The organism is Micromonospora sp. CA-244673 (genome assembly GCF_050948395.1).
Classification (GTDB): Bacteria; Actinomycetota; Actinomycetes; order Mycobacteriales; family Micromonosporaceae; genus Micromonospora.
In genome coordinates this window covers 1,646,939-1,670,472 of the sequence record NZ_CP192019.1, presented here as the reverse complement: position 1 = coordinate 1,670,472, position 23,534 = coordinate 1,646,939, and the positions used below count along the sequence as shown (strand labels likewise).

The 23,534-nt window shown below is 72.8% G+C and carries 20 protein-coding genes; 7 read left to right on the top strand and 13 right to left on the bottom strand.

Annotated features, from left to right (window positions below):
• Positions 1-5: 5 nt before the first annotated feature.
• Entirely contained in the window at positions 6-1,469 is a 1,464-nt protein-coding gene (gene hflX / locus ACQP12_RS08015) for a GTPase HflX (RefSeq protein WP_433286265.1), read from the bottom strand.
• Positions 1,470-1,665: 196 nt separating this feature from the next.
• On the opposite strand from hflX, the gene ACQP12_RS08010 reads away from it, so the two are divergent.
• Positions 1,666-3,138, top strand: a complete 1,473-nt coding sequence (locus ACQP12_RS08010) for an NAD-dependent malic enzyme (RefSeq protein ID WP_357942143.1) — start codon at positions 1,666-1,668, stop codon at positions 3,136-3,138.
• A 110-nt stretch (positions 3,139-3,248) separates the two neighbouring features.
• On the opposite strand, the gene dapF is transcribed toward ACQP12_RS08010, so the two are convergent.
• From dapF to ACQP12_RS07995, 3 genes are read right to left on the bottom strand one after another with little or no spacing between them, the layout of a single operon-like run.
• Complete coding sequence (gene dapF / locus ACQP12_RS08005; RefSeq protein WP_433286262.1) at positions 3,249-4,094, bottom strand: diaminopimelate epimerase; 846 nt, start codon at positions 4,092-4,094, stop codon at positions 3,249-3,251.
• A 7-nt stretch (positions 4,095-4,101) separates the two neighbouring features.
• Complete coding sequence (gene miaA / locus ACQP12_RS08000) at positions 4,102-5,121, bottom strand: tRNA (adenosine(37)-N6)-dimethylallyltransferase MiaA (RefSeq protein ID WP_433286260.1); 1,020 nt, start codon at positions 5,119-5,121, stop codon at positions 4,102-4,104.
• Positions 5,004-5,720: a class III extradiol dioxygenase subunit B-like domain-containing protein gene (locus ACQP12_RS07995; protein ID WP_433286257.1), complete on the bottom strand. Its 717-nt coding sequence runs from the start codon at positions 5,718-5,720 to the stop codon at positions 5,004-5,006. Before ACQP12_RS07995 ends, miaA begins: the two co-directional genes overlap by 118 nt.
• Before the next feature lie 202 nt (positions 5,721-5,922).
• Here ACQP12_RS07995 and ACQP12_RS07990 point away from each other — a divergent pair, with 202 nt between their 5' ends.
• Both ACQP12_RS07990 and ACQP12_RS07985 read left to right on the top strand, forming a co-directional pair.
• A complete protein-coding gene (locus ACQP12_RS07990) occupies positions 5,923-7,131 on the top strand; it encodes a DUF349 domain-containing protein (protein WP_357942135.1) in 1,209 nt (402 codons plus the stop codon).
• 343 nt (positions 7,132-7,474) lie between these two features.
• Complete coding sequence (locus tag ACQP12_RS07985; protein WP_433286255.1) at positions 7,475-9,091, top strand: cellulase family glycosylhydrolase; 1,617 nt, start codon at positions 7,475-7,477, stop codon at positions 9,089-9,091.
• Positions 9,092-9,142: 51 nt separating this feature from the next.
• On the opposite strand, the gene miaB is transcribed toward ACQP12_RS07985, so the two are convergent.
• From miaB to selD, 3 genes are all read right to left on the bottom strand, one after another.
• On the bottom strand, positions 9,143-10,678 hold the full coding sequence (gene miaB, locus ACQP12_RS07980) for a tRNA (N6-isopentenyl adenosine(37)-C2)-methylthiotransferase MiaB (protein WP_433286253.1): 1,536 nt from the start codon (positions 10,676-10,678) through the stop codon (positions 9,143-9,145).
• Between the two features lie 178 nt (positions 10,679-10,856).
• Entirely contained in the window at positions 10,857-11,336 is a 480-nt protein-coding gene (locus ACQP12_RS07975; RefSeq protein WP_107078199.1) for a hypothetical protein, read from the bottom strand.
• A gap of 216 nt (positions 11,337-11,552) precedes the next feature.
• A complete protein-coding gene (gene selD, locus ACQP12_RS07970; protein WP_433286250.1) occupies positions 11,553-12,542 on the bottom strand; it encodes a selenide, water dikinase SelD in 990 nt (329 codons plus the stop codon).
• 196 nt (positions 12,543-12,738) lie between these two features.
• Between selD and ACQP12_RS07965 the strand changes: the two genes are divergently transcribed.
• Genes ACQP12_RS07965 through ACQP12_RS07950 form a run of 4 tightly spaced genes read left to right on the top strand, consistent with a single transcriptional unit; the run spans position 12,739 to position 16,137 of the window.
• A complete protein-coding gene (locus ACQP12_RS07965; RefSeq protein WP_357942127.1) occupies positions 12,739-13,494 on the top strand; it encodes an amino acid ABC transporter ATP-binding protein in 756 nt (251 codons plus the stop codon).
• 57 nt (positions 13,495-13,551) lie between these two features.
• Complete coding sequence (locus tag ACQP12_RS07960) at positions 13,552-14,427, top strand: glutamate ABC transporter substrate-binding protein (protein WP_357942125.1); 876 nt, start codon at positions 13,552-13,554, stop codon at positions 14,425-14,427.
• Between the two features lie 37 nt (positions 14,428-14,464).
• Positions 14,465-15,172, top strand: coding sequence for an amino acid ABC transporter permease (locus ACQP12_RS07955; protein ID WP_357942123.1), 708 nt, complete (start codon positions 14,465-14,467; stop codon positions 15,170-15,172).
• Entirely contained in the window at positions 15,169-16,137 is a 969-nt protein-coding gene (locus tag ACQP12_RS07950; protein WP_357942121.1) for an amino acid ABC transporter permease, read from the top strand. Before ACQP12_RS07955 ends, ACQP12_RS07950 begins: the two co-directional genes overlap by 4 nt.
• Positions 16,138-16,201: 64 nt before the next feature.
• On the opposite strand, the gene rny is transcribed toward ACQP12_RS07950, so the two are convergent.
• The 6 genes from rny to ACQP12_RS07920 form a co-directional block, all read right to left on the bottom strand.
• Complete coding sequence (gene rny / locus ACQP12_RS07945; protein WP_433286247.1) at positions 16,202-17,968, bottom strand: ribonuclease Y; 1,767 nt, start codon at positions 17,966-17,968, stop codon at positions 16,202-16,204.
• A 1,225-nt stretch (positions 17,969-19,193) separates the two neighbouring features.
• Positions 19,194-19,847: a 3-keto-5-aminohexanoate cleavage protein gene (locus ACQP12_RS07940; RefSeq protein ID WP_433286245.1), complete on the bottom strand. Its 654-nt coding sequence runs from the start codon at positions 19,845-19,847 to the stop codon at positions 19,194-19,196.
• A 143-nt stretch (positions 19,848-19,990) separates the two neighbouring features.
• On the bottom strand, positions 19,991-20,689 hold the full coding sequence (locus tag ACQP12_RS07935) for a regulatory protein RecX (RefSeq protein WP_433286243.1): 699 nt from the start codon (positions 20,687-20,689) through the stop codon (positions 19,991-19,993).
• A 14-nt stretch (positions 20,690-20,703) separates the two neighbouring features.
• Positions 20,704-21,750: a recombinase RecA gene (recA, locus tag ACQP12_RS07930; RefSeq protein ID WP_091269420.1), complete on the bottom strand. Its 1,047-nt coding sequence runs from the start codon at positions 21,748-21,750 to the stop codon at positions 20,704-20,706.
• Positions 21,751-21,934: 184 nt separating this feature from the next.
• The gene (locus ACQP12_RS07925) at positions 21,935-22,135 is read right to left on the bottom strand and encodes a DUF3046 domain-containing protein (protein ID WP_355060932.1); all 201 of its coding nucleotides are present in this window, start codon (positions 22,133-22,135) and stop codon (positions 21,935-21,937) included.
• A gap of 3 nt (positions 22,136-22,138) precedes the next feature.
• Positions 22,139-23,482, bottom strand: coding sequence for an MFS transporter (locus ACQP12_RS07920; protein WP_433286239.1), 1,344 nt, complete (start codon positions 23,480-23,482; stop codon positions 22,139-22,141).
• Positions 23,483-23,534 lie beyond the last annotated feature (52 nt).

The window sequence follows — 23,534 nt, the reverse complement described above, 5'->3', positions numbered from 1 at the left end:
ACGGCTCACCGCCCGGCGCCCACCCGCTCCTCGCTGGTGAGCCGGTCTCCCGCCCGGTACGGCACGAGCTCGGCGGCCAGCGCCTGGCCCACCCGGACGTGCAGCAGCGTGCCCTCGGGCAGGTGCGCGGTGCTCAGCACCTCGCCCTGCCGGTGCACCCGGGCCACCAGGTCGCCCCGGTCGTACGGGAGCACCGCCCGGACCTCGACGGCCGGCCGCGGAAGCCGCTGCTCGACGGCCTCGCGCAGCCCGTCGATCCCGCGCCCGCTGTGGGCGGAGACGAGGACGGCCTCGGGCCAGAGCCGCTTGAGCCGCAGCAGCGTCTCCTCGTCGGCGGCATCGATCTTGTTGACCACCAGCAGCTCGGGCAGCCGGTCGGCGCCCACCTCGGCGAGCACCTCGCGGACCGCCCGGACCTGCTCCTCCGGGTCCGGGTGGGTGCCGTCGACCACGTGCACCACCAGGTCGGCGTCGGCGACCTCCTCCAGCGTCGAGCGGAACGCCTCGACGATCTGGTGCGGCAGGTGCCGGACGAACCCGACCGTGTCGGAGAGGGTGTAGAGCCGGCCGTCGGAGGCGGTGGCCCGGCGGGTGGTCGGGTCCAGGGTGGCGAACAGCGCGTTCTCCACCAGCACGCCCGCCCCGGTGAGGCGGTTGAGCAGGCTGGACTTGCCGGCGTTGGTGTAGCCGGCGATGGCCACCGCGGGCACCGCGTTGCGGGTGCGGCGGGCACGCTTGGTCTGGCGTACCGTCGTCATGCTCTTGATCTCGCGGCGCAGCCGCGCGATGCGGTGCCGGATCCGGCGCCGGTCGGTCTCCAGCTTGGTCTCACCGGGACCGCGCAGGCCCACGCCGCCGCCGGCGCCACCGCCACGGCCGCTACCACCGGTCTGCCGGGAGAGGGTCTCACCCCAACCGCGCAGTCGCGGGAGCAGGTATTCGAGCTGGGCCAGCTCGACCTGCGCCTTGCCCTCGCGGCTCTTGGCGTGCTGGGCGAAGATGTCGAGGATCAGGGCGGTGCGGTCGACCACCTTGACCTTGGTGCGCTGCTCCAGGTTGCGCAGCTGCGACGGGGACAGCTCACCGTCGCAGATGACCGTGTCGGCGCCGGTGGCGAGCACCACGGCGCTCAGGTCGTCGACCTTGCCCCGACCGATGTACGTGGCCGGGTCCGGCCGGTTGCGCCGCTGGATCAGCCCCTCGAGCACCTGCGAGCCGGCCGTCTCGGCCAGCGCCGCCAGCTCGGTGAGGCTGTTGTCGGCGTCGGCCTGGGTCCCCTCGGTCCAGACGCCCACGAGGACGACCCGCTCCAGCCGGAGCTGGCGGTATTCGACCTCGGTGATGTCGCTGAGCTCGGTGGAGAGGCCGGGGACCCGCCGCAGCGCCTGCCGCTCCGACAGCTCGAACTCGCCGGTGGTGGCGTCGAGCTCGTCGTCCTCGTAGGGAAGGAAGGTCTCCTGGTCTCGCAAACCGCGACTCCTGTCCGTTATGTCTTTTGCCGGGGGATTTCCCGTTCGCATGAGCATCCTGACATGTGCCAACGCCCGACGCACCCGCTATATGCCCGTGGCGTTACTAACCGGTAGCGGGGTCGGATGCCGGCCGACCTGGGCGGGCGAGTAGAAATGCCAGGCGAGCCGCTCAGCGTCGACGGAGGAGTTATTCGTGGCCAACACCCGACTGCCGAGTGCCGGATTCTCGATCACGATCCGGATCGCGGTCCCCGCGGACGCCTCCTCCATCGGGCGGCTGACCACCGCGGCGGGCGAGGCCGGCGCCATCGTCACCGCGCTGGACGTGGTCGACTCCGACCCGGCCCACGTGATCGTCGACCTCACCTGCGACACCGCGGACGCGACCCACGCCGACCAGGTGGTCGACGCGCTGACCGCCCTCGACGGGGTGGACGTCCGCAAGGTCTCCGACCGGACGTTCCTGCTGCACCTGGGCGGCAAGATCGAGGTCAGCTCGAAGGTCGCGCTGCGCACCCGCGACGAGCTGTCCCGCGCGTACACCCCCGGTGTGGCCCGGGTCTGCATGGCGATCGCCGAGAACCCGGCCGACGCCCGCCGGCTCACCATCAAGCGCAACACCGTCGCCGTGGTCAGCGACGGCTCGGCCGTGCTCGGCCTGGGCAACCTCGGGCCGGCCGCCTCGCTGCCCGTCATGGAGGGCAAGGCGGCGCTGTTCAAGCGCTTCGGCGGGGTGGACGCCTGGCCGGTGGTGCTGGACACCCAGGACACCGACGAGATCGTGCAGATCGTCAAGGCGATCGCGCCGGCGTACGGGGGCATCAACCTGGAGGACATCGCCGCGCCGCGCTGCTTCGAGATCGAGGCCCGGCTGCGCGAGGCGCTGGACATCCCGGTCTTCCACGACGACCAGCACGGCACCGCCATCTGCGTGCTGGCCGCGCTGACCAACGCGCTGCGGGTGGTGGGCAAGCACCTCTCGGACGTGCGCGTCGTCGTCTCCGGCGCCGGCGCGGCCGGCACCGCGATCATGAAGCTGCTGCTGCGGCAGGGCGTGGGCGACATCATCGCGTACGACCGGCAGGGCGCCCTGCACCGCGACCTGCCGGACCTCAACCCGGCCTGGCGGTGGCTGGCCGAGCACACCAACAAGGAGAACTACTCCGGCGACCTCCCCGGGGCGATCCGGGGCGCGGACGTGTTCATCGGGGTGAGCGCCCCGAACCTGCTCACCGGCGAGGACATCGCCGGCATGGCCAAGGACGCCATCGTCTTCGCGCTGGCCAACCCGGACCCGGAGGTCGACCCGCGGGAGGCGCGCAAGCACGCGGCCGTGGTCGCCACCGGCCGGTCCGACCAGCCGAACCAGATCAACAACGTGCTCGCCTTCCCGGGCGTCTTCCGGGGCATGCTCGACGCGCACGCCGAGGAGTTCACCGAGGAGATGGCGATCGCGGCGGCCCGGGCCATCGCGGATGTGGTCGGCGAGGACAAGATCAACCCGACGGTGATCGTGCCGAGCGTCTTCGACTCGCGGGTCGCCCCCGCGGTGGCCGCCGCCGTGCGCGCCGCCGCCCAGAACCCGGCCGCGACGCCGCCCCCGGCCGCCGACCCGGGCCCGGCCGACCTCCCCGAGATCGCCGCCAACGCCAGCGCCACCCCCTGACGGCACCTTCCGGGTGCGTTTGTCGTCGCTCCGGCGACAACAAACGCACCCACAGGCCTGGGGCTTGCCGCCGCGACCGACGCGCGAGGGCGCGGGGCCTGGGCGGGGGTTCAGGCTGCCAGGGCGGGCAGGGTGATCTCGCCGGTCGCGATCAGGACGGCGGGGCCGGAGAGCCAGCAGGTGTCGTCGGTGATCGTGATGGTGAGGCGGCCGCCGGGGACGTCGACCGTCACGGTGCCGGTCTGCCGGCCGGCGTCGCGCAGCGCCACGGCGGCCACCGCGCAGGCGCCGGTGCCGCAGGAGAGCGTCTCGGCCGAACCCCGCTCGTAGACCCGCATGAGCACGTGCCCGTCGGTGCCCTGGACCGGCTCGCCCGGGGTGATGAACTCGACGTTCACCCCGGCCGGGAAGGCGGAGGGATCGACGTCGGGAGCGCGGCTGAGGTCCAGGCCGCCCAGGTCCAGGCTGGCGGGCAGCGCGCAGACCAGGTGCGGGTTGCCCACGTCCACGGCCGCGCCGGTCAGGGTGAGCCCGCCCAGGGTGGCGGTGGCCGTGTCGTACAGCCGGGGGCGGCGCATCTCGACGGCGACGTCGGCCCCCTCGACCCGGGCCCGGACCAGGCCGGCCCGGGTGGCCAGCGGCAGCGCCGCGCCGGACGGGGTGGCCAGGCCGGTCTCCAGCAGGTAGCGGACGAAGACCCGCGCGCCGTTGCCGCACATCTCGGCGAACGAGCCGTCGGAGTTCCAGTAGTCCATGAACCACTCGGCCTCGTCGGCCAGCGCGGCGCCGTCCGGGTGCTTCGCGGCGCGTACGACGCGCAGCACGCCGTCGCCGCCCAGGCCGCGCCGCCGGTCGCAGAGCGCGGCGACCAGGCCGGGCGTCAGGTCGAGCGCCCCGTCCGGGTCGGGCAGGATGACGAAGTCGTTGCCGGTGCCGTGGCCCTTGGTGAACTCCACGCCCCCATCATCGCCGATGCTCGGCGACCATCCGCAGCGCAGTGTCGAGAAACTCCGGCGAGGCCGAGTCCAGCCAGTGGATCCGCGGGTCCCGGCGGAACCAGGAGCGCTGCCGGCGGACGAACCGCCGGGTGGCCCGGACGGTCTCCTCGTGCGCCTCGGCCTCGCTCAGCTCCCCGGCCAGGAAGCGCAGGACCTGCTGGTAGCCGAGCGCCCGGCTGGCCGTCCGCCCCTCGGGCAGGCCCTGGCCGACCAGCGTCCGCGTCTCGGCGACCAGGCCGTCGGCCCACATGCGGTCCACGCGGAGCGCGATCCGCTCGTCCAGCAGCGCGGTGTCCAGGTCGACGCCGAGCTGCACCGACGGGTAGTACGGCGTCGGCGCCGGCAGCGACGCGGTGAACGGCGCACCGGTCAGCTCGACGACCTCCAGGGCCCGGACGATCCGCCGGCCGTTGCTCGGCAGGATGCCCGCCGCGGCCACCGGGTCGGCCTCGGCCAGCCGGGCGTGCAGCGGGCCCGGACCGACCTCCGCCAGTTCCGCCTCCAGCCGCTCCCGCACGGCCGGGTCGGTGCCGGGGAACTCGAACTGCTCCAGCACCGCCCGCACGTAGAGCCCGGAGCCGCCGACCAGCAGCGGCACCCGCCCCCGGGCCAGGATGTCGTCGACCGCCGCGCGGGCCAGCTTCTGGTATTCGGCGACGCTGGCCGGCTCGGTCACCGGCCAGATGTCGAGCAGGTGGTGCGGCACGCCCTCCCGCTCGGCCGGGGTCAGCTTGGCGGTGCCGATGTCCATGCCCCGGTAGAGCTGCATGGAGTCGGCGTTGACCACCTCGCCGTCGAGGGCGTGCGCCAGGGCGATGCTCAGCGCCGACTTGCCCGCCGCGGTCGGCCCGACCACGGCGACGACAGTCACACCCGCTCCCAGTTGGCCACGAAGTAGGCAACGCCGTAGGGGGCCTCGTGGTAGCTCAGGTCGCCGCGCCAGTCGCCGCCCGCCGCCCGGACGGCGCCGGCCAGCACCTGCCACGGCGCCCGCCCGGCGGCCTTCAGCTCCGCCGACAGCGCCGGGTCCAGGCCGAGCAGGGCCTCGGCGTCCGCGCCGGCGAGGGCCCGGGCAACCCCCTCGTCGTACGCGGGCGCGCGCGGGTCTTCGTAGCCGGGCGCCTTGACGCCCCGGCAGGCCGACCCGTCCCCGAGCACCAGCAGCGCCGCGCGCCCGTCCTCGCCGACCAGCTCGCCGCCGAGGGCGGCGCACTCGGCCGGGGACGCGTCGGAGGCGACCGCCCGGGCCAGCCGGGGCAGCTCGGTCCCCGACCGGTTCACCAGCCAGGCGCCGATGGTCAGGCTCAGCGGCAGGCGGTCGCCCCCGGCGCAGTTGACCTTCCAGAGCCGGACGTCCCGGTCCAGCCCGAACGGGCGCAGCGAGCCGTGGTCGGCCGTGCCGAACCGTTCCGTCTGCGGCCCGGCGCCGAGCAGCAGGATCACCTCGGGGTCGGCGGCGAGCAGCCGGGCCACGGCCGCGTCGGCGGCGGCGCGGAGGTCGTCCAGCTCGGACGCGGCGGCGCCGGCCAGCGCGGGCACGATCAGGGGCGGGTGGGGGCAGACGGCGGCGGCGACCAGGGGCACGGCACCAACCTATCCGTATCCCCCGGTGCGTCCCCGCGCCGATCCGGTCATCGAGGCGCTACGACACCGTATGGTCACGGTCGACGACAGGCGCTCGACACGGACCGGGTCGGACCTGTGACAATGCCGGGAGAACTTTGCTGCGCCGTGGCGGCGATCGCGGGAGGTGTCCCGACGACGCCGGGAGAACGAGGATGGGCACATGAGCGACTGGACTGCCTTCGGACGGGTGGACGAGGACGGCACCGTCTACGTCAAGACCGCCGAGGGCGAGCGGGTGGTCGGATCCTGGCAGGCAGGGGCACCGGAGGAGGGGCTGGCCCATTTCGCCCGGCGCTTCGCCGACCTCGTGACGGAGGTGGACCTGACCGAGGCCCGACTCAACTCGGGCGCGGCCGACGCCGGCCACTCGCTGACCACGATCCGGCGGATCCGCGCCTCGCTGCCCGAGGCGCACGTCGTCGGTGACATCGACGCCCTGGCCGCCCGCCTGGACAAGCTGGCCACGGTGGCCGAGGAGAAGGCCGGCGAGGCCCGCGCCGCCCGGGACGCCGCCCGCGGCGAGGCCCTCGCGCGCAAGACCGCCCTGGTCGAGGAGGCGGAGAAGCTGGCCGCCGAGTCGACCGGCTGGAAGACCGCCGGCGACCGGCTCAAGGAGATCCTCGACGAGTGGAAGACCATCCGCGGCGTCGACAAGAAGGCCGACGGTGAGCTGTGGAAGCGGTTCGCCGCCGCGCGGGACGGCTTCACCCGCCGCCGGGGCGCCCACTTCGCCTCCCTCGACCAGCAGCGCAAGCAGGCGCAGGGGGTCAAGGAGGAGCTGGTCGCCGAGGCCGAGAAGCTCAAGGAGTCGACCGACTGGGGCGCGACCGCCAACCAGCTCAAGGACCTGATGGCCCAGTGGAAGGCCGCACCGCGCGCCTCCAAGGAGGCCGAGCAGAAGCTCTGGGAACGGTTCCGGGCGGCGCAGGACGAGTTCTTCACCCGGCGCAGCGAGGTCTTCTCGGCGCGGGACAACGAGCAGCGCGCCAACCTGGAGCGCAAGCAGGCCCTGCTCGCCGAGGCCGAGGCGCTCGACGTCGACGGCGACCCGAAGGGCGCCCAGGCGAAGCTGCGGGAGATCCAGGCGCAGTGGCACGAGGCCGGCCGGGTGCCGCGCGAGGCGGCCGCCGGGCTGGAGCGCCGGCTGCGCGCCATCGACGACAAGGTCCGCGAGGTCATGGACTCGGCGTGGCGGCGCACCTCCAAGGAGGACAACCCGCTGCTGGCCCAGATGCGGGCCCAGGTCGCCGAGGCCGAGGACCGGCTGGCCCGGGCGCAGGCGGCCGGCGACACCCGCCGGATCAAGGAGGCCGAGCAGGCGCTCGCCTCGAAGCGGCAGTTCCTCCAGCTGGCCGAGCAGGCCGGCTGACCTGACGCATCCCGGAAGCCCCGGTCCCGCCACGGGACCGGGGCTTCCGTCTGTCCAGCGGCGGGGTCGGGAAGGAAAAGCTGCCCGACTTCCGTGGTCGCATGTTGACGCATCGAGGCCGGCTGATCAAAATGGGCGGCGGAGCCAGGTTCCGGCACCGGCACGAGGGCACCGACAGCTGATCCCGCCGTCGACGATCGCCGGTGCTCCCCCACGGGTGGCCGTCCACGTGACACGGCCCGGCGCGCGCTGTCCGCGTACTCGATGACGAGCGGGCCGTCTCCCCCTGGTCTTCCCGCCCGCGGCGCTCGTGCGGCGCGGGCATCCGAAGTGGAGCTCGCCAATGCACCGACCCACCGCCCTCGGCGGCGCCCTCGCGGCGCTCGCCACCGCCGCGGCCGGCGTCCTCGTCGCCGCCGCCGTCAGCACCACCCCGGCCGCCGCTGCCACCGCCGGGACCGGCACCGGCTACCTGCACACCAGCGGCAACAAGATCGTCGACAGTACGGGGGCCACGGTCCGGCTCACCGGCATCAACTGGTTCGGCATGGAAACCGACAACAAGACCTTCCACGGCCTGTGGTCGAGCAACCCGTGGCGTGGCCAGCTCGACACCATGGCCCGGCTCGGCTACAACACGCTGCGCATCCCCTACTCGAACGATGCGCTGAAGCCCGGCGCGACGGCCACCGGCATCAACGACTTCGTCAACCCGGACCTGGTCGGCCTCTCCCCGTTGCAGATCCTCGACAAGGTGATCGACTACGCGGGCGGCAAGGGGATGCGGGTCATCCTGGATCGCCACCGGCCCACCTCGGCCGGGCAGTCGCCGCTCTGGTACACCTCGACGGTCTCCGAGGCGACCTGGATCGCGGACTGGAAGATGCTCGCCCAGCGGTACGCGAACAACCCCACGGTGATCGGCGCGGACCTGCACAACGAGCCGCACGCCGAGGGCACCAACCCGGCCGCCACCGGCGCCTGCTGGGGCTGCGGCGACACCGCCCGCGACTGGCGGCTGGCCGCCGAGCGGGCCGGCAACGCGATCCTCGGGGTGCAGCCGAACTGGCTGATCTTCGTGGAGGGGGTGAGCTGCCCGAGCGGCGGCCTGTCGAACGTCTGGGACAACGACCCCAGCAACGACGAGGACTGCGGCTGGTGGGGCGGCAACCTGTCGAAGGCCGGGCAGTTCCCGGTGCGGCTGAACGTGGCCAACCGCCTGGTCTACTCCCCGCACGAGTACGCGACCTCGGTCTACCACCAGGCCTGGTTCGACGACCCGACCTACCCGGCGAACATGCCGGCCATCTGGGACAGGTACTGGGGCTACCTCCACAAGCAGAACATCGCGCCGATCATGATGGGCGAATTCGGCACCACGCTCCAGGACCCGAAGGACAAGGTGTGGCTGCAGAACCTCATGGCGTACACCGGGACCGGGGTGACCGGGATGTCCTTCACCTACTGGTCGTGGAACCCGAACTCGGGTGACACCGGCGGCATCGCCAACGACGACTGGACCACCATCAACCAGGCCAAGCAGGACATCCTCCAGCCCTACCTGATCCCGCCGACCGGTGGCGGCGGCAACCCCACCCCGACCCCGACCGGCACCGGCTCGCCGTCGCCGTCGCCCACCACGCCGGCGCCGAGCGGCGGCTGCACGGCCACGTACAAGCAGGTCAATGCGTGGCAGGGCGGCTTCCAGGGCGAACTGACCGTCAAGAACACCGGCACCGCCGCGCTCAACCCGTGGTCGGCCACCTGGACCTGGCCGTCCGGGGTGACCCTGGCCAGCGGCTGGAACGCCACCGTCACCCAGTCCGGCACCACGGTCACCGCGGCCGCACCGGGCTGGGCCGCGTCGCTCGCGCCGGGCGCGTCGGTGACCGTCGGCTTCACGGCCAACGGCACGGCCGCCGCGCCGGGCGCCGTGAAGCTCAACGGCACCGCCTGCTGAGCACGCGACGGCCGGGGCCGCCACGGGGCGGTCCCGGCCGTCGGCGGTCGGTCAGTGCGCGGCGCAGCCGCCGGTGGGGGCGGGCACCGCGGCCGGCGCGCCGATCGTCGGCAGCCCGAGCAGCACCCCGGGGGTACGCGGGGCGCGCCCCGCCTCGGCCGCGTCGCCGGCCCGGGTACGCCGGTGCGACAGCGGCTCCCCGTCGGCGTTGAGGTGGTGCGGGGCGGCGTAGGTGACCCTGGTGTGCACGATGTCTCCCGGGCGGATCTGCCCGGCGAGCGAACCGGCGTCGCCGGGCCGGCCGTTCGCTCCGGCTGCGCCCGTCGCGAAGTGGACCAGACGGCCGTCGCGGGCGCGGCCGGACATCCGGCCGGTGCGCTCGTCCTTGCGCCCCTCGCCGACCGCGACCAGCACCTCGACGGTCTCCCCGACCAGCTTCCGGTTCTCCGCCCAGGTGATCTCCTCCACGCAGGCGATCAGCCGCTCGTACCGCTCCTGCACGACCTGCTTGGGCAGCTGGCCGTCCATGGTCGCGGCCGGGGTGCCGGGGCGCTTCGAGTACTGGAACGTGAACGCCGACGAGAAGCGGGCCTCGCGGACCACGTCGAGGGTCCGCTCGAAGTCGGCCTCGGTCTCGCCGGGGAAACCGACGATGATGTCGGTGGTGATCGCCGCGTCGGGCATCGCGGCCCGGACCTTCTCGATGATCCCCAGGTACTTCTCCGACCGGTACGAGCGGCGCATCGCCCGCAGCACGTCGTCGGAGCCGGACTGCAGGGGCATGTGCAGCGAGTGGCAGACGTTGGGCGTCTCGGCCATCGCCGCGATCACGTCGTCGGTGAAGTCCTTCGGGTGTGGGCTGGTGAACCGGACCCGCTCCAGCCCGTCGATGTCGCCGCAGGCGCGCAGCAGCTTGCCGAACGCGTACCGGTCGCCGAACTCGACACCGTAGGAGTTGACGTTCTGCCCGAGCAGGGTCACCTCCAGCACGCCCTCGTCGACCAGGGCGCGCACCTCGGAGAGGATGTCGCCGGGGCGGCGGTCCTTCTCCTTGCCACGCAGCGAGGGCACGATGCAGAACGTGCAGGTGTTGTTGCACCCCACCGAGATCGACACCCAGCCGGCGTACGTCGACTCGCGCCGGGTCGGCAGCGTGGACGGGAAGACGTCGAGGGATTCGAGGATCTCCACCTCGGCGGCGGTGTTGTGCCGGGCCCGCTCCAGCAGCACCGGCAGCGAGCCGATGTTGTGCGTGCCGAAGACGACGTCCACCCAGGGCGCCTTGCGGACGATCTCGCCGCGGTCCTTCTGGGCCAGGCAGCCGCCGACCGCGATCTGCATCCCCGGGTGCTTGTCCTTCACGGGGCGCAGATGACCCAGGTTGCCGTAGAGCCGGTTGTCGGCGTTCTCCCGGACGGCGCAGGTGTTGAACACCACCACGTCGGGCTGCTCGTCGGCCTCGGCGGCACGCACGTAACCGGCCTGTTCGAGCAGGCCGGAAATGCGCTCGGAGTCGTGCACGTTCATCTGGCAGCCGTACGTGCGCACCTGGTAGGTGCGCGGGCTGCCCGCGGCTGCGGTAGTCATGACCCGCACAGCGTATCCGGGCCGAGCTGGCCGGACCGAACGAGGAGCAGCCGTGTTCCGGGGGCGCTCGGCGAGCGCTGGCTGAGGCCCGATCGTTGACGCGGGAGCCACGCGACACGCCGGCCCCCGCATCGCTGAGACGCCAACGATCGCGGCGCCCCGCCCCCCTCGCCGCCGGTCAGGCGGCGGCGAGGGCCGGGGCGACCGAGTCGGGGGCCCACCGGGAGCGGTGGCACTGCGACCAGCCGCGGCAGCGGGGGTCCGCCACGGTGCAGAGCCGCTGGTCGCTGAGGACCTCGCCGTCGTCGGTCTCGACCACGTCGAAGTGCACCGGGCGGATCGTGCCGTCCGGGGCGACCAGCAGGTGCCGCCCGGCGTCGAGGGTGTCGTCGCGCATCAGGCAATTGCGGTCCAGCAGCCGGGCCAGCGCCGCGATGCTGGGCAGCTCGGGCAGGCGCTCCGGCACCCCGTAACAGTCGACAACGGTGCCGTACACCCCGGGCGCCTCCCACACGTCGCAGACCACCGCGTATGCGGGCAGTCGGACCGGGTCGGCGACGGCGAGGGGCATCACCACCCGGCCGAGCGCCTCGGCCAGCGCCGGGTAGACCTCCACGGGCGCCGCGCCGTCGATTCTCCAGTTCCACAGCTCGGTCATGCCGCCTCCTCGCTGCGCTCGTCCCACCGGCCTCCGGATCGGGCCTTACTCACGATGGTGGGGTGCTTTTGACCTCAGCCGGGCGCAAGTTACCGGTCTGTGACCATTCTGGGCAGAATTTCCCAGGGCGACCTTGCCCAGAGTAGCGGGAAGGTGACAGTTTATCGGGTATGGTGCCGCGCCCGCGAGGCGAAACACCGGGTGGTGACGGACTCCTCAGCGCACCTGGATCAGGTGCCCGCTCGCCGGCAGCAGTTCGCCGATCACGGTGCCGCCCGGCACCTCGCCCGCGACCAGCAGCCCACCCGAGGTCTGCGCGTCGGCCAGCAGCAGCCGCTCCCCCTCGTCGGCCCCGCCGAAGTCGGTCCACGGGGCCACCCAGTCCAGGTTGCGCCGGGTGCCGCCGCTGACGAACCCGTCGCGCAACGCCTCCCGGGCGCCGGGCAGGTAGGGCACCGCGGCGGCGTCGATCGCCACGGTGAGCCGGCTGGCCCGGGCCAGCTTCGAGGCGTGCCCGAGCAGCCCGAACCCGGTCACGTCGGTGCCGCAGCGGATCCCGGCCGCGACGGCCGCCCGGGCCGCGTCCCGGTTCAGCCGGGCCATCGAGGCGACCGCCTCCGGGAACCGCTCCCCGGTGCGCTTGTGCCGGGTGTTCAGCACCCCGACGCCGAGCGGCTTGGTCAGCGACAGCGGCAGGCCGGCCCGGCCGGCGTCCAGGGTGATCAGCTCCTCGGGCCGGACCACACCGGTGACGGCCAGCCCGTACTTCGGGCCGTCGTCGTCCACGCTGTGCCCGCCGGCCAGGTGGCAGCCGGCCTCCCGGGCCACGTCCTGGCCGCCGCGCAGCACCTCCCGCGCCAGTTCCAGCGGCAGCACCTCGCGGGGCCAGCAGAGCAGGTTGAGCGCGACCAGCGGGGTGCCGCCCATGGCGTACACGTCGGAGAGCGCGTTGGCCGCGGCGATGCGCCCCCAGTCGTAGGCGTCGTCGACCACCGGGGTGAAGAAGTCGGCGGTGCTGACCAGGCCGGTGCGCTCGTCCAGCCGGACCACCGCGGCGTCGTCGCCGTGCTCCAGACCGACCAGCAGATCGGCGGCGCCGACGGCCGGGGCCAGCCCGGCCACCATCGTCTCCAGCTCGCCCGGCGGGATCTTGCAGGCACACCCGCCGCCGCGGGCGTAATCGGTCAGCCGGAGCGGGACTGTCATGCCCACATGATCGCCGTGCACCGGCGTGACCGCCACCCGGACGCCCCGTTCGGTGACGGAATTCGGACGCATGGGTACGGCGGTGACCGGTGTTACCGCTCCGTGACCATTCGAGTTGCGTTCTGCCACATCACGCCGCCTACAGTGGCCCAACCAGGGGCTCGCGGCCCCGCTTTCCGTACGGACGACAGGGACGGTGGACGACGTGACGACGGGCGAACCGCTGATCGTGCTGGACGGGGTGAACAAGTGGTTCGGCCCCCTGCACGTGCTGGACGACGTCTCGCTCTCCGTCGGCAGGGGCGAGGTGGTCGTGGTCATCGGCCCGTCCGGCTCCGGCAAGTCGACGCTGTGCCGGACGATCAACCGGCTGGAGCCGATCAACTCGGGCACCATCACCTTCGACGGCACCCCGCTGCCGGCCGAGGGCAAGGCGCTGGCCAAGCTGCGCAGCGAGGTCGGCATGGTGTTCCAGTCGTTCAACCTCTTCGCACACAAGACCATCCTGGAGAACGTCACCCTCGGCCCGGTCAAGGTGCGCCGGGAGAAGGCGGCCGCCGCCCGTGAGCGCGGCCTCGCCCTGCTCGACCGGGTGGGCATCGCCAACCAGGCGGACAAGTACCCGGCGCAGCTCTCCGGCGGCCAGCAGCAGCGGGCGGCGATCGCCCGCGCGCTTGCCATGCAGCCCAAGGCGATGCTCTTCGACGAGCCCACCAGCGCGCTCGACCCGGAGATGGTCGGCGAGGTTCTGGAGGTCATGACCTCGCTGGCCCGCGACGGCATGACCATGGTCGTGGTCACCCACGAGATGGGCTTCGCCCGCCACGCGGCCAACCGGGTCGTCTTCATGGCCGACGGCCAGCTGGTCGAGGAGGCCCCTCCCACGGAGTTCTTCGCGAACCCGCGCAGCGAGCGGGCCCGGGACTTCCTGTCCAAGATCCTCACGCACTGAGCGTCCGTAGTTGGAGTGCGCCGTCCCCCGGTGGCTCCGTCGTAGAAGGAGATGAGTATGCGTTTGAAGCGCGTGGCCGCGGTTGCCGCGGCGGCGACCCTGGCGCTGGGCATGGCCGCCTGTGGTGGTGACAGCGACGAGGGCACCGGCTCGGGCAGCAAGTCCTTCGCCGCCGGCAGCACGATGGAGCGCCTGAACAAGGCGCAGAAGATCAAGATCGGCACCAAGTTCGACCAGCCGGGCTTCGGCCAGAAGGGCCTGTCGGGCAAGCCGGAGGGCTTCGACGTCGAGATCGCCAAGATCATCGTCAAGGAACTCGGCATCCCCGAGGACAAGATCGAGTACGTCGAGGCCCCGTCGAAGGTCCGCGAGGACGTGATCGTCAACGGCACCGTCGACCTGGTCGCGGCGACCTACACGATCAACGACAAGCGCAAGGAGCGCATCGCCTTCGCCGGGCCGTACTACGAGGCCGGCCAGAACATCATGGTGAAGAAGGACGACACCACCATCACCGGCCCGGACTCCTTCAAGGACGGCACCAAGAAGGTCTGCTCGGTGACCGGCTCGACGCCGGCCGAGGAGATCAAGAAGTACGTGAAGGACGTCGGCACCCAGCTGGTGCTCTTCGACACCTACGACAAGTGCCGCGACGCCCTCAAGGGCGGCCAGGTCAACGCCGTGACCACGGACAACGTGATCCTGCTCGGCTACATCGCCAAGGACGAGGCCTCCTTCAAGATGGCCGGCGACAACTTCACCAAGGAGCCCTACGGCATCGGTGTCAAGAAGGAGGACACCGACTTCCGTAACTTCATCAACGACACCCTGGAGAAGGCCTTCCAGGACGGTAGCTGGAAGAAGGCCTGGGACGACACCGCCGGCAAGTTCGGCGCCACCCTGGGCAGCGCTCCGACCGTCAACCGCTACTGATCCGACCTGATCTGGAGGGTGGGGAGGAAACCGACCCGTGAGTGTGCTCATCGACAAGTTCGACGTCTTCGCGGGTGGATTCTGGCTCACCCTCCAGATCTGCGTACTCGCCGCGATCGGCGCCCTGATCCTGGGCGCCGTCGTGGCGGTGCTGCGGATCTCCCCGGTGCCACCGCTGCGGGCGCTCGGCACCGGTTACGTGAACGTCTTCCGGAACATGCCGCTGACCGTGGTCATGTTCTTCGCCGCCTTCGGGCTGCCGGCGCTCGGCTCGAACGCCGACTTCCTGCGCATCCCGGGGCTGGACGCGATCTTCAGCCGGCTCGGCACCGACCTGCCGTACTTCCGCTTCGCGCTCATCGCGCTGGTGCTCTACACGGCGGCGTTCGTCTGCGAGGCGCTTCGCTCCGGAGTGAACGCGGTCCCGGCCGGGCAGGCGGAAGCGGCCCGGTCGCTGGGCCTCACCTTCGGCCAGAACCTCCGGTACGTGGTGCTGCCCCAGTCCTGGAAGGCATCCGTGGTGCCGCTCGGTTCGGTCATCATCGCGATGATCAAGAACTCGGCGCTGGTCGGCTTCTTCGGCGTCGTCGGTGACCTGTCGCAGACCGCCGACCAGCTCACCTCGGCCGGCGGCTACGCCTTCATCCCGGTGGCCATCGGCATCTCCGTCGGCTACCTGATCATGACGGTGCCGCTCGGTGCCCTGCTCGACCGGATCGAGAAGCGACAGGCGGTGGCCCGGTGAGCCAGCAGACGACCGTCCTCTACGACGTCCCGGGTCCTCGCCAGCGGCGCGTCACGCTGATCAGCAGCCTGGTCGCCACCGTCCTGGTGCTGGTCGGAGCGTACTTCCTGATCTACCGGCCGCTGGCCGACAAGGGCCAGTTCTCGATGGAGCTGTGGGGGCCGCTGGTCGACCCCTCGAACGAGAACTTCCCCCTCGTCTGGGACCGGATCGGCCTCGGCCTGAAGAACACCCTGACCGCCGCCGCGCTGGCCATCGTCGCCTCCCTCGTGGTCGGCACCCTGATCGCCGTGCTGCGGATCCAGCTCAAGAGCCTGACCCGGCGGCGCTTCACCGGGCTGGCCACCCCGCTGGCGTACCCGCTGCGGGGGCTGAGCTGGCTGCTGTCCGCGGTCACCCGGGTCTGCGTCGAGGTGTTCCGGGGCCTGCCCGTGGTCCTCACCATCTTCTTCGTGGCGCGTGGCTTCCCCGAGTTCGGCATCTCGTTCGACAACCTCTGGTACCTGGTCATCGGCCTGACCGTCTACAACTCCGTGGTCATCGCCGAGATCCTCCGCTCCGGCATGGAGGGTCTGCCCGGCGGCCAGGCCGAGGCCGCCGCCGCGATCGGGCTCTCGCCCGCCCAGACCACCCGGATGATCCTGCTGCCGCAGGCGTTCCGGATCATGCTTCCGGCGCTGATCAGCCAGCTCGTCGTGGTGCTCAAGGACACCTCGCTCGGCTTCATCATCAGCTACGAGGAGACGCTCAACATCGGCAAGCAGATCATCGGCGTGCTGGGCAACCCGATCCAGGTGTACGTGGTGATCGCGGTGCTGTTCATCGCGGTGAACTACTCGCTGTCGAAGCTGGCGCAGTACGTCCAGCGCCGGCTCTCCCGGGGCCGCAAGACCGCCGGCACCCCGGCGCAGAACCCGCCGCCCGCGGCACTGATGTCGCAGGCCGAGGGCGCCGGCGGCATCTGAGATCACCTGACCCGACGAAAAGGCCGGCCCGGATCCCCGGGCCGGCCTTTCGCATTCCCTGTCCTCAGCGGGCGATCTCGGTGACCCGGGACTCGCGGACCACGGTCACCCGGATCTGACCGGGGTAGGTCAGCTCCTCCTCGATCTGCTTGGCCACGTCCCGGGCCAGCACCGCCGCGCCGATGTCGTCGACGTCCTCCGGCTTGACCATCACCCGGATCTCCCGGCCGGCCTGCATGGCGAAGACCTTCTCCACGCCAAGCTTGCCGGCCGCGATCTCCTCGATCCGCTCCAGCCGCTTGACGTACGCCTCCAGGCTCTCCCGCCGCGCCCCCGGCCGCCCGCCCGAGCAGGCGTCCGAGGCCTGGGTGAGCACCGCCTCGATGGTCTGCGGCGGCACCTCGTTGTGGTGCGCCTCGATGGCGTGCACCACGTCCTCGCTCTCCCCGTACTTGCGGGCCAGGTCGGCGCCGATGATCGCGTGGCTGCCCTCCACCTCGTGGGTGAGCGCCTTGCCGATGTCGTGCAGGAACGCGCAGCGCTTGATCGTCGGCACGTCCAGCCGCAGCTCGGCGGCCATGATCCCGGCGATGTGCGCGGTCTCCACCAGGTGCTTGAGCACGTTCTGCCCGTACGACGTCCGGTAGCGCAGCCGGCCCAGCAGGGTGACCAGCTCCGGGTGGATCTCGGTGATGCCGACCTCGACCAGGGCGTCCTCGGCGGCCCGGTGGCAGAGCTCCTCCACCTCGTGCCGGGCCAGGTCGTAGACCTCCTCGATCCGGTGCGGGTGGATCCGGCCGTCGAGCACCAGCTTCTCCAGAGTGAGCCGGCCGACCTCCCGGCGCACCGGGTCGAAGCAGGAGAGCAGGACCGCCTCGGGGGTGTCGTCGATGATCAGGTTGACCCCGGTGACCGACTCGAAGGCGCGGATGTTGCGCCCCTCCCGGCCGATGATCCGCCCCTTCATCTCGTCCCCGGGCAGGTGCAGGACGCTGACCACGCTCTCCGCGGTCTGCTCGCTGGCCACCCGCTGGATGGCGTCCACCACGATGTGCCGGGCCCGCTGCTCGGCGGTGCCACGGGCGTCGGCCTCGATCTCCCGGACCAGCAGCGCGGCCTCCCGCTTGGCCTGCCCCTCGATCGACTCGACCAGCTCGGCCCGGGCCGTGTCGGCGGTCAGGCCCGCCACCCGCTCCAGCTCGCGGCGGCGCTGCTCCTCGGCCTCGGCGAGCGCCCGCTCCCGCTCCACCAGGGCGGCCTCCCGGGCGGCGAGTGCGGCGCTCGCGGCGGTGAGCTGCCGCTCCCGCTCGGCGAGCCGCTCCACCTCCTCGGTGTGCAGCCGTTCCCGCTCGTCCATCCGGGCCGCCCGCCGCTCGACCTCGGCGGCCTGCTCACGGGTGGTCGCGGCGAGCACCGCCACCTCCCGCTCGCCGCTGCGCCGGGCGGCGGCGCGGAGCTGGTCGGCGTCCGCCTCGGCCTGCTTGTGCGCCCGCTCCAGCACCGTGTCGGCCTCGGCCCGGGCGTCGTCGAGCACCCGCCGGGCCTCGGCCCGGGCCGCCTTCGCCTCGGCCTTGGCGGCGGCCGCCTCGGCACGGGCCGCGGCGGCGGCCGACTTCGCCACGTCGATGGTGCTGTTCGCCTCGTCGGCGGCGCTGCGCAGGGCCGCCAGGGACTGCTCCTGGCGGTCCTTCTCGGCGATGAAGGCCGGGTCCTCCGGTGCGGGCGCGAGGCTGAGCCGGCGCATGGTGCGCACACCGAACAGGACTGCGCCGACCACCACCACGACGAGCAGCAGCACCACCGCGAGGATCACGACGTCGAAGGCGCTCATGCGGCCGCTCCGGGCCGGTGGGCGCCCACTCCGACCAGGGCCGGCGCGCCGACGCCGATCAGGGCGCGCTCACCTGCTCCGATCAGGGCCGGCCCACCTGCTCCGATCAGGGCCGGCCCACCTGCTCCGATCAGGGCCGGCCCACCTGCTCCGATCAGGGCCGGCCAAGCTGCTCCGATCAGGGCCGACCCACCTGCTCCGATCGGGTGCCGCGGATCGGCAGCGAGCCCACCCCGAGTTCGGTCCGGGCCGTCGCCCGGCGAGGAGCGGCCGGCGGCGTGTGGAAGACCGCCGGTGAACCTGTGCCGCCCCGCCATGGCTGCCTCCCCTGAACGTCGGCACCGCAGGCGGCGTGCGGACGGCACGCACCTGCGGCTCTGAACGCCCGACCGGAGCGGCTGGCTGTGGGTAGCTTCCGTCGGCGGTGCCCACCTCGGGGCATCGCCGGCGGCCGGTTGCAGTTGTCGGTCGGCCCCGGACCGGTCGTCCGGAGCTTGCCGTCAAGGGCCGGTGAAGCTGGCCAAAGTGATGCTGTTCTGTTACGCGATCTATGTTGTGCGCTTAGCCTGCGCTGGTCGGGCAAAGTGAGCCTGTATGGCGAGGCTAGGTCTCCAGGGGCCGTTCGGTCAAGAACTCATGATCAAACCACCCGGACGGAGAGAAGTTGTGACGTCACGCAGCGGTGTCCAGATGCCGGACACGGCCGGACAAACCTCGCCGGTCCCGGCCTCCCCGGTCACGTTCCCGACCTGCTCAGAGCCGCAAGGCGACCGTTCTCGGCACCTGCCGGGGTGACCTCGTGCCGGCTCCGGCGGGCTCACCACTTCCCGCAAGAGTGATTCGCGTTTCACCGGCTATCCGGATCTCGGCGGAGGTGTGCGCGCGGCATCCGCCGGCACTCTCCCGCCGCCTGGCGACTGATGTCGTGACCGACTCACCGCGCCCGCGCTCCGCTCCGGGCGCTGACATGACCAGATCTTGGCGAGTTTTCGTTCGGGGCGAACAGTAACTCGCCAAGATCTCGCCGCGCATCGAGAGGCGGAGGAGCGGCAGGACAGGAATGGCGACACAGCGACGCCCAGGCGTTGCTCCCGCGTCCCGGTCGCCGGCCCGGCGCTCGCGCAACCGCCGGCCCAGCGGACCCACGGCTACCGACGCAACGGACGCACGGCTACCGGCACAGCGGGCGCACAGTCACCTGCCCAGCGGGCGCACGGTTGCCGGCTCAGTGGGCCCCGAGGGCTCGGGCCGCCGTCACGAGCGCCACGTTGTCCGGGGCCACGGTGCCGTCCGGCAGGAGCAGGGTGTCCTCCAGGCCGATCCGGGTGTGCAGGCCGCGGCGGACGGCCTCGGCGAGCACCGGCCAGGTCGCCGGGCCCTCGCCGTGCAGCAGCACGGGCGGGCGCTCGGCGGGCAGCGCGGCCAGGATGGCGGTGGCGTCGGCGAGGGCCACGTCGACCTCCTCGGCCAGGCACTCGACGAGGATCCGCCCGGTCGGCGCCGGCCAGCGGCGCCAGGCCTCGACCGCGGCCACCGTCCACAGGCCGGCCTCGACCATGACGCCCCGCTCGTGCAGGGCGGCCGCGACGGCCGCCGCGCCGGGTTCGTGGGCGTTGACGGAGGCGAAGTCGGGCAGCACCGTCCAGGCGCGTACGGCGGCGACCCGGTCGGCGGGCTCGGGGGCGATCCAGGCGCCGGTGCTCACCCCGACGGGCAGGCCGGGCCGGGCCGCCCGGATCGCGGTGACCGCCGCCGCGATCACGCCCGGGTCGAGCGACTCGGCGCCGCCGGCGTCGCGCGGGTGCACGTGCACGGCCGCCGCCCCGGCCGCCGCGCACCGGACCGCTTCGGCAGCCAACTCGTCCGGCGCAACCGGCACGGCGGGGTGCTCCCGCCTACCCCGTCCCCCGTTCAGACAGGCCTTCAACACGGCCGCACACCTCCCCAGGAGTCGATCATGAAGTTGTTGCGCCGACACGCCACCGCGCCGGGCACCAATTCATGATCACCAGGGCGGGCGGGTCAGTCGAGGGGGCGGGAGGCCGGGTCGAGGTCGTGCTCGGCGTCGGCGAGGGCGTCGGCGTCGATGTGCTCGGCGAACTCGGCCGCCTCGGCGCTCTGCGCGGCCAGCGCTTCCTTGACGGCCCGGATGGCCACGCCGGCCGGGTAGCCCTTGCGGGCCAGCATGCCGACCAGGCGACGGAACACCGCGTCGGGCGCGCCCCGGGTCACGCGCAGCTTCCGCTCCACCAGGGCCCGGGCGGTCTCCGCCTCGGTCTCCTCGTCGAGCTCGTCGAGAGCCTCGCTGGCCACCTCACCGTCGACGCCGCGCTGGCGCAGCTCGTTGGCGAGCGCCCGGCGGGCCAGCCCGCGACCGTTGTGACGGCTGCTCACCCAGGCGCGGGCGAAGGCGGCGTCGTCGACGAGGCCGACCTCGTCGTAGCGGTCGAGGACCTGGTCGGCGACCTCCTCGGAGATGCCCCGCTTCGCCAGGGCGCCGGCCAGCTCGGCACGGGTGCGCGGCCGGACCGCGAGCTGCCGAAGGCAGATCTCCCGGGCCACCTCGGCCTCGTCGCGGGGCGGCGCCGGGGTCGCCCCGGCATCGGGCTCCTCGGACCGGCCCCGGCGGCCACGGCGCGGCCGGGGTGGAGTGGTGGCGTCACCCGTGCGGGGCGGGCTGGCATCCCAGCCCCGCCCCGTACGGGCGCGTCGTCCTGCCACGGGTCAGCCGGGGATCAGAAGTCGACCGGCGGCAGCTCCGGGCCGCCGGCGGCGTCGCCCGCGCCGGTGCCGACGCCGAGCTTCTCCAGGATCTTCTTCTCGATCTCGGCCGCCACGTCCGGGTTCTCCCGGAGGAACTCGCGGGCCTTCTCCTTGCCCTGGCCGAGCTGGTCGCCGTCGTAGGTGTACCAGGCGCCGGACTTGCGGATGATCGCCTGCTCCACGCCGACGTCGATCAGCGAGCCCTCGCGGGAGATGCCCTTGCCGTACATGATGTCGAACTCGGCCTGCTTGAACGGCGCGGCGACCTTGTTCTTCACGACCTTGACGCGGGTGCGGTTGCCGACCACGTCGGTGCCGTCCTTGAGGCTCTCGATGCGACGCACGTCGAGCCGGACCGAGGCGTAGAACTTGAGCGCCCGACCACCGGTGGTGGTCTCCGGGCTGCCGAACATCACGCCGATCTTCTCGCGGAGCTGGTTGATGAAGATCGCCGTGGTGCCGGTGTTGTTGAGCACGCCGGTGATCTTCCGGAGCGCCTGGCTCATGAGCCGGGCCTGCAGACCCACGTGGCTGTCGCCCATCTCGCCCTCGATCTCGGCGCGCGGCACCAGGGCCGCGACCGAGTCGATCACGATGATGTCGATCGCGCCGGAGCGGACCAGCATGTCGGCGATCTCCAGCGCCTGCTCGCCGGTGTCCGGCTGGGAGACCAGCAGGGCGTCGGTGTCGACGCCGAGGGCCTTCGCGTATTCCGGGTCGAGCGCGTGCTCGGCGTCGATGAAGGCGGCGATGCCGCCGGCCCGCTGTGCGTTGGCCACCGCGTGCAGGGCCACCGTGGTCTTACCGCTGGACTCGGGACCGTAGATCTCGACGACCCGGCCGCGGGGCAGGCCGCCCACGCCCAGCGCCACGTCGAGCGCGATGGAACTGGTCGGGATGACCGCCGTCTGGACGACGGGTCGCTCCCCCAGCCGCATCACCGAACCCTTGCCGAACTGCTTGTCGATCTGAGCGAGAGCAAGGTCGAGTGCCTTCTCCCGGTCCGGCCCTGCCGCCATCGTTGCCACCCCTGCCTTCGCCGGCGTCTTCCCTGAGCTTCGCGTCACGCGGACACGCTAGGCGCTGGGTCCGACAGAAAACCAGCCGACGGGCCGCGAGCTGTGGACGAGCACCCCGCTGTGGACAATAGCCGAACAGGTGTACGACTCGACAAGCGACACGCGGAACCGGCGAAAAGGCTGCTCAGCGTAGTCGCGCGGGCACCCGGTCGGGATACGCGGCGACGACCGCGCGCCACACCACGTGTGTCTCCACCCCCGCCGCCAGGGCCTGCTCGATGGTCCGCCCGCCGAGCTGGGACAGCACCTGGTCGCTGGCGATGCTGGTCGCGTAGCCCGGCCCGAACGCCTCCGCCAGCCGCGCCCAGAAGTCGGTCAGCCGCACGTGTCACTCCTCCTCGTCGGGCACCTCGTCCGAGGGACGCCCGAGTTCGTCCGCCGCCCCGACGGGCGCCGGACGCAACGCTAGCGCCACCAGCGGCACCACCGCGATCGCCGCCAGCAGGGTCAGGGTCGGATAACCCGCGGCCCGCATGACAAACCCGCTCGCCGCCGCCGCGCCCGCCCCGGCCAGGCCCATGACCAGGTCGGACAGGCCCTGCACGCCGGGCCGGTCGGCGGTCGGCACCGACTCCGACAGCAGGGTCGAGCCGGCCACCATGGTGCCCGACCAGCCCAGCCCGAGCAGGGCCAGACCCACCGAGAGCAGCGGGGTGTGGTGCCCGGCGGTGCCGGCGACCGCGCAGGCGGCCAGCAGCAGGGCCACCCCGCCGAGGATCACCGGGCGCCGGCCCAGCCGGTCGGTGAGCCAGCCGACCAGCGGGGAGAGCGCGTACATGCCGGCGATGTGCAGGCTGAGCACGATGCCGACCACCCGCAGCACGTCCGCGTCGGAGTGCGACTCGCCGAGGCGTACCGGGGTCATCGACATCACGGCGACCATCACGAGGTGGCCCACGGCCACGGCGGCGATGCCGAGGCGGGCGGCGGGCCGCCCGCGTACCGTGCGCCAGGCCGCGACCATGCCCGCGCGACGCCGGGCCGACGACGCCGGTGCGGCGCCCGGGCCGACCGGGGTCTCGGCCGCCGCCAGCCGGCGCGCGGTGAGCAGCGGGTCCGGCCGGAGCAACACCGCGAGTACGGCGGCGGCCAGCACGAACGCGGCGGCGCTGAAGGCGAACGGGCCGGCCAGCGCCGGCAGGCCCCAGCCGCGGGTGGTGGCGTCGGCGAGCGCGGCGAAGTTCGGCGCCGCCACCGCGCCGATGGTGGTGGCCCAGACGACCAGTGAGAGCTGGCGCCCCCGGCGGGCCGGCTCGGCCAGGTCCACGGCCGTGTAGCGGGCCTGGAGGTTGGCCGCGGTCCCGCCCCCGAAGAGCAGCATGCCGACGAAGAGCAGCGGCACCAGGTGCAGCACGGTGGAGACCACCACGAGCACGCCCCCGACCGCCCCGACGAGGTACGCGGTGACGAGCCCCGGCCGCCGCCCCCGGGCCGCCATGATCCGGGTGACCGGAACGGCGAGCAGCGCGGCGCCGACCACCCCGGCGCTCTGCGCCACGCCGGCCAGGGCGGTGCCGGCGACCCGGGCGGCGAGCAGCGCGCCGACCGAGATGCCGATGGTGACGCCGATGCCGCCGATGATCTGGGTGAGGAAGAGCAGCCGGACGGTGCGCCGCTGGATCGGGGCGACGTCGAGCCGGCTCGGGGCCGGCGTGGTCAGGTCGGTGGCCATGGCGGATGCTCCTGGGAGTAAGGGGTGACCCATCCTCCCGCACCCGACCCGG

Bases quoted from the DNA above. Each gene is read 5' to 3' on its own strand.
- ACQP12_RS07990 (WP_357942135.1), top strand. From the start codon at position 5,923: ATGAGCGACTGGACTGCCTTCGGACGGGTGGACGAGGACGGCACCGTC.
- ACQP12_RS07985 (WP_433286255.1), top strand. From the start codon at position 7,475: ATGCACCGACCCACCGCCCTCGGCGGCGCCCTCGCGGCGCTCGCCACC.
- miaB (WP_433286253.1), bottom strand. From the start codon at position 10,678: ATGACTACCGCAGCCGCGGGCAGCCCGCGCACCTACCAGGTGCGCACG.
- ACQP12_RS07975 (WP_107078199.1), bottom strand. From the start codon at position 11,336: ATGACCGAGCTGTGGAACTGGAGAATCGACGGCGCGGCGCCCGTGGAG.
- selD (WP_433286250.1), bottom strand. From the start codon at position 12,542: ATGACAGTCCCGCTCCGGCTGACCGATTACGCCCGCGGCGGCGGGTGT.
- ACQP12_RS07960 (WP_357942125.1), top strand. From the start codon at position 13,552: ATGCGTTTGAAGCGCGTGGCCGCGGTTGCCGCGGCGGCGACCCTGGCG.
- rny (WP_433286247.1), bottom strand. From the start codon at position 17,968: ATGAGCGCCTTCGACGTCGTGATCCTCGCGGTGGTGCTGCTGCTCGTC.
- recA (WP_091269420.1), bottom strand. From the start codon at position 21,750: ATGGCGGCAGGGCCGGACCGGGAGAAGGCACTCGACCTTGCTCTCGCT.
- ACQP12_RS07920 (WP_433286239.1), bottom strand. From the start codon at position 23,482: ATGGCCACCGACCTGACCACGCCGGCCCCGAGCCGGCTCGACGTCGCC.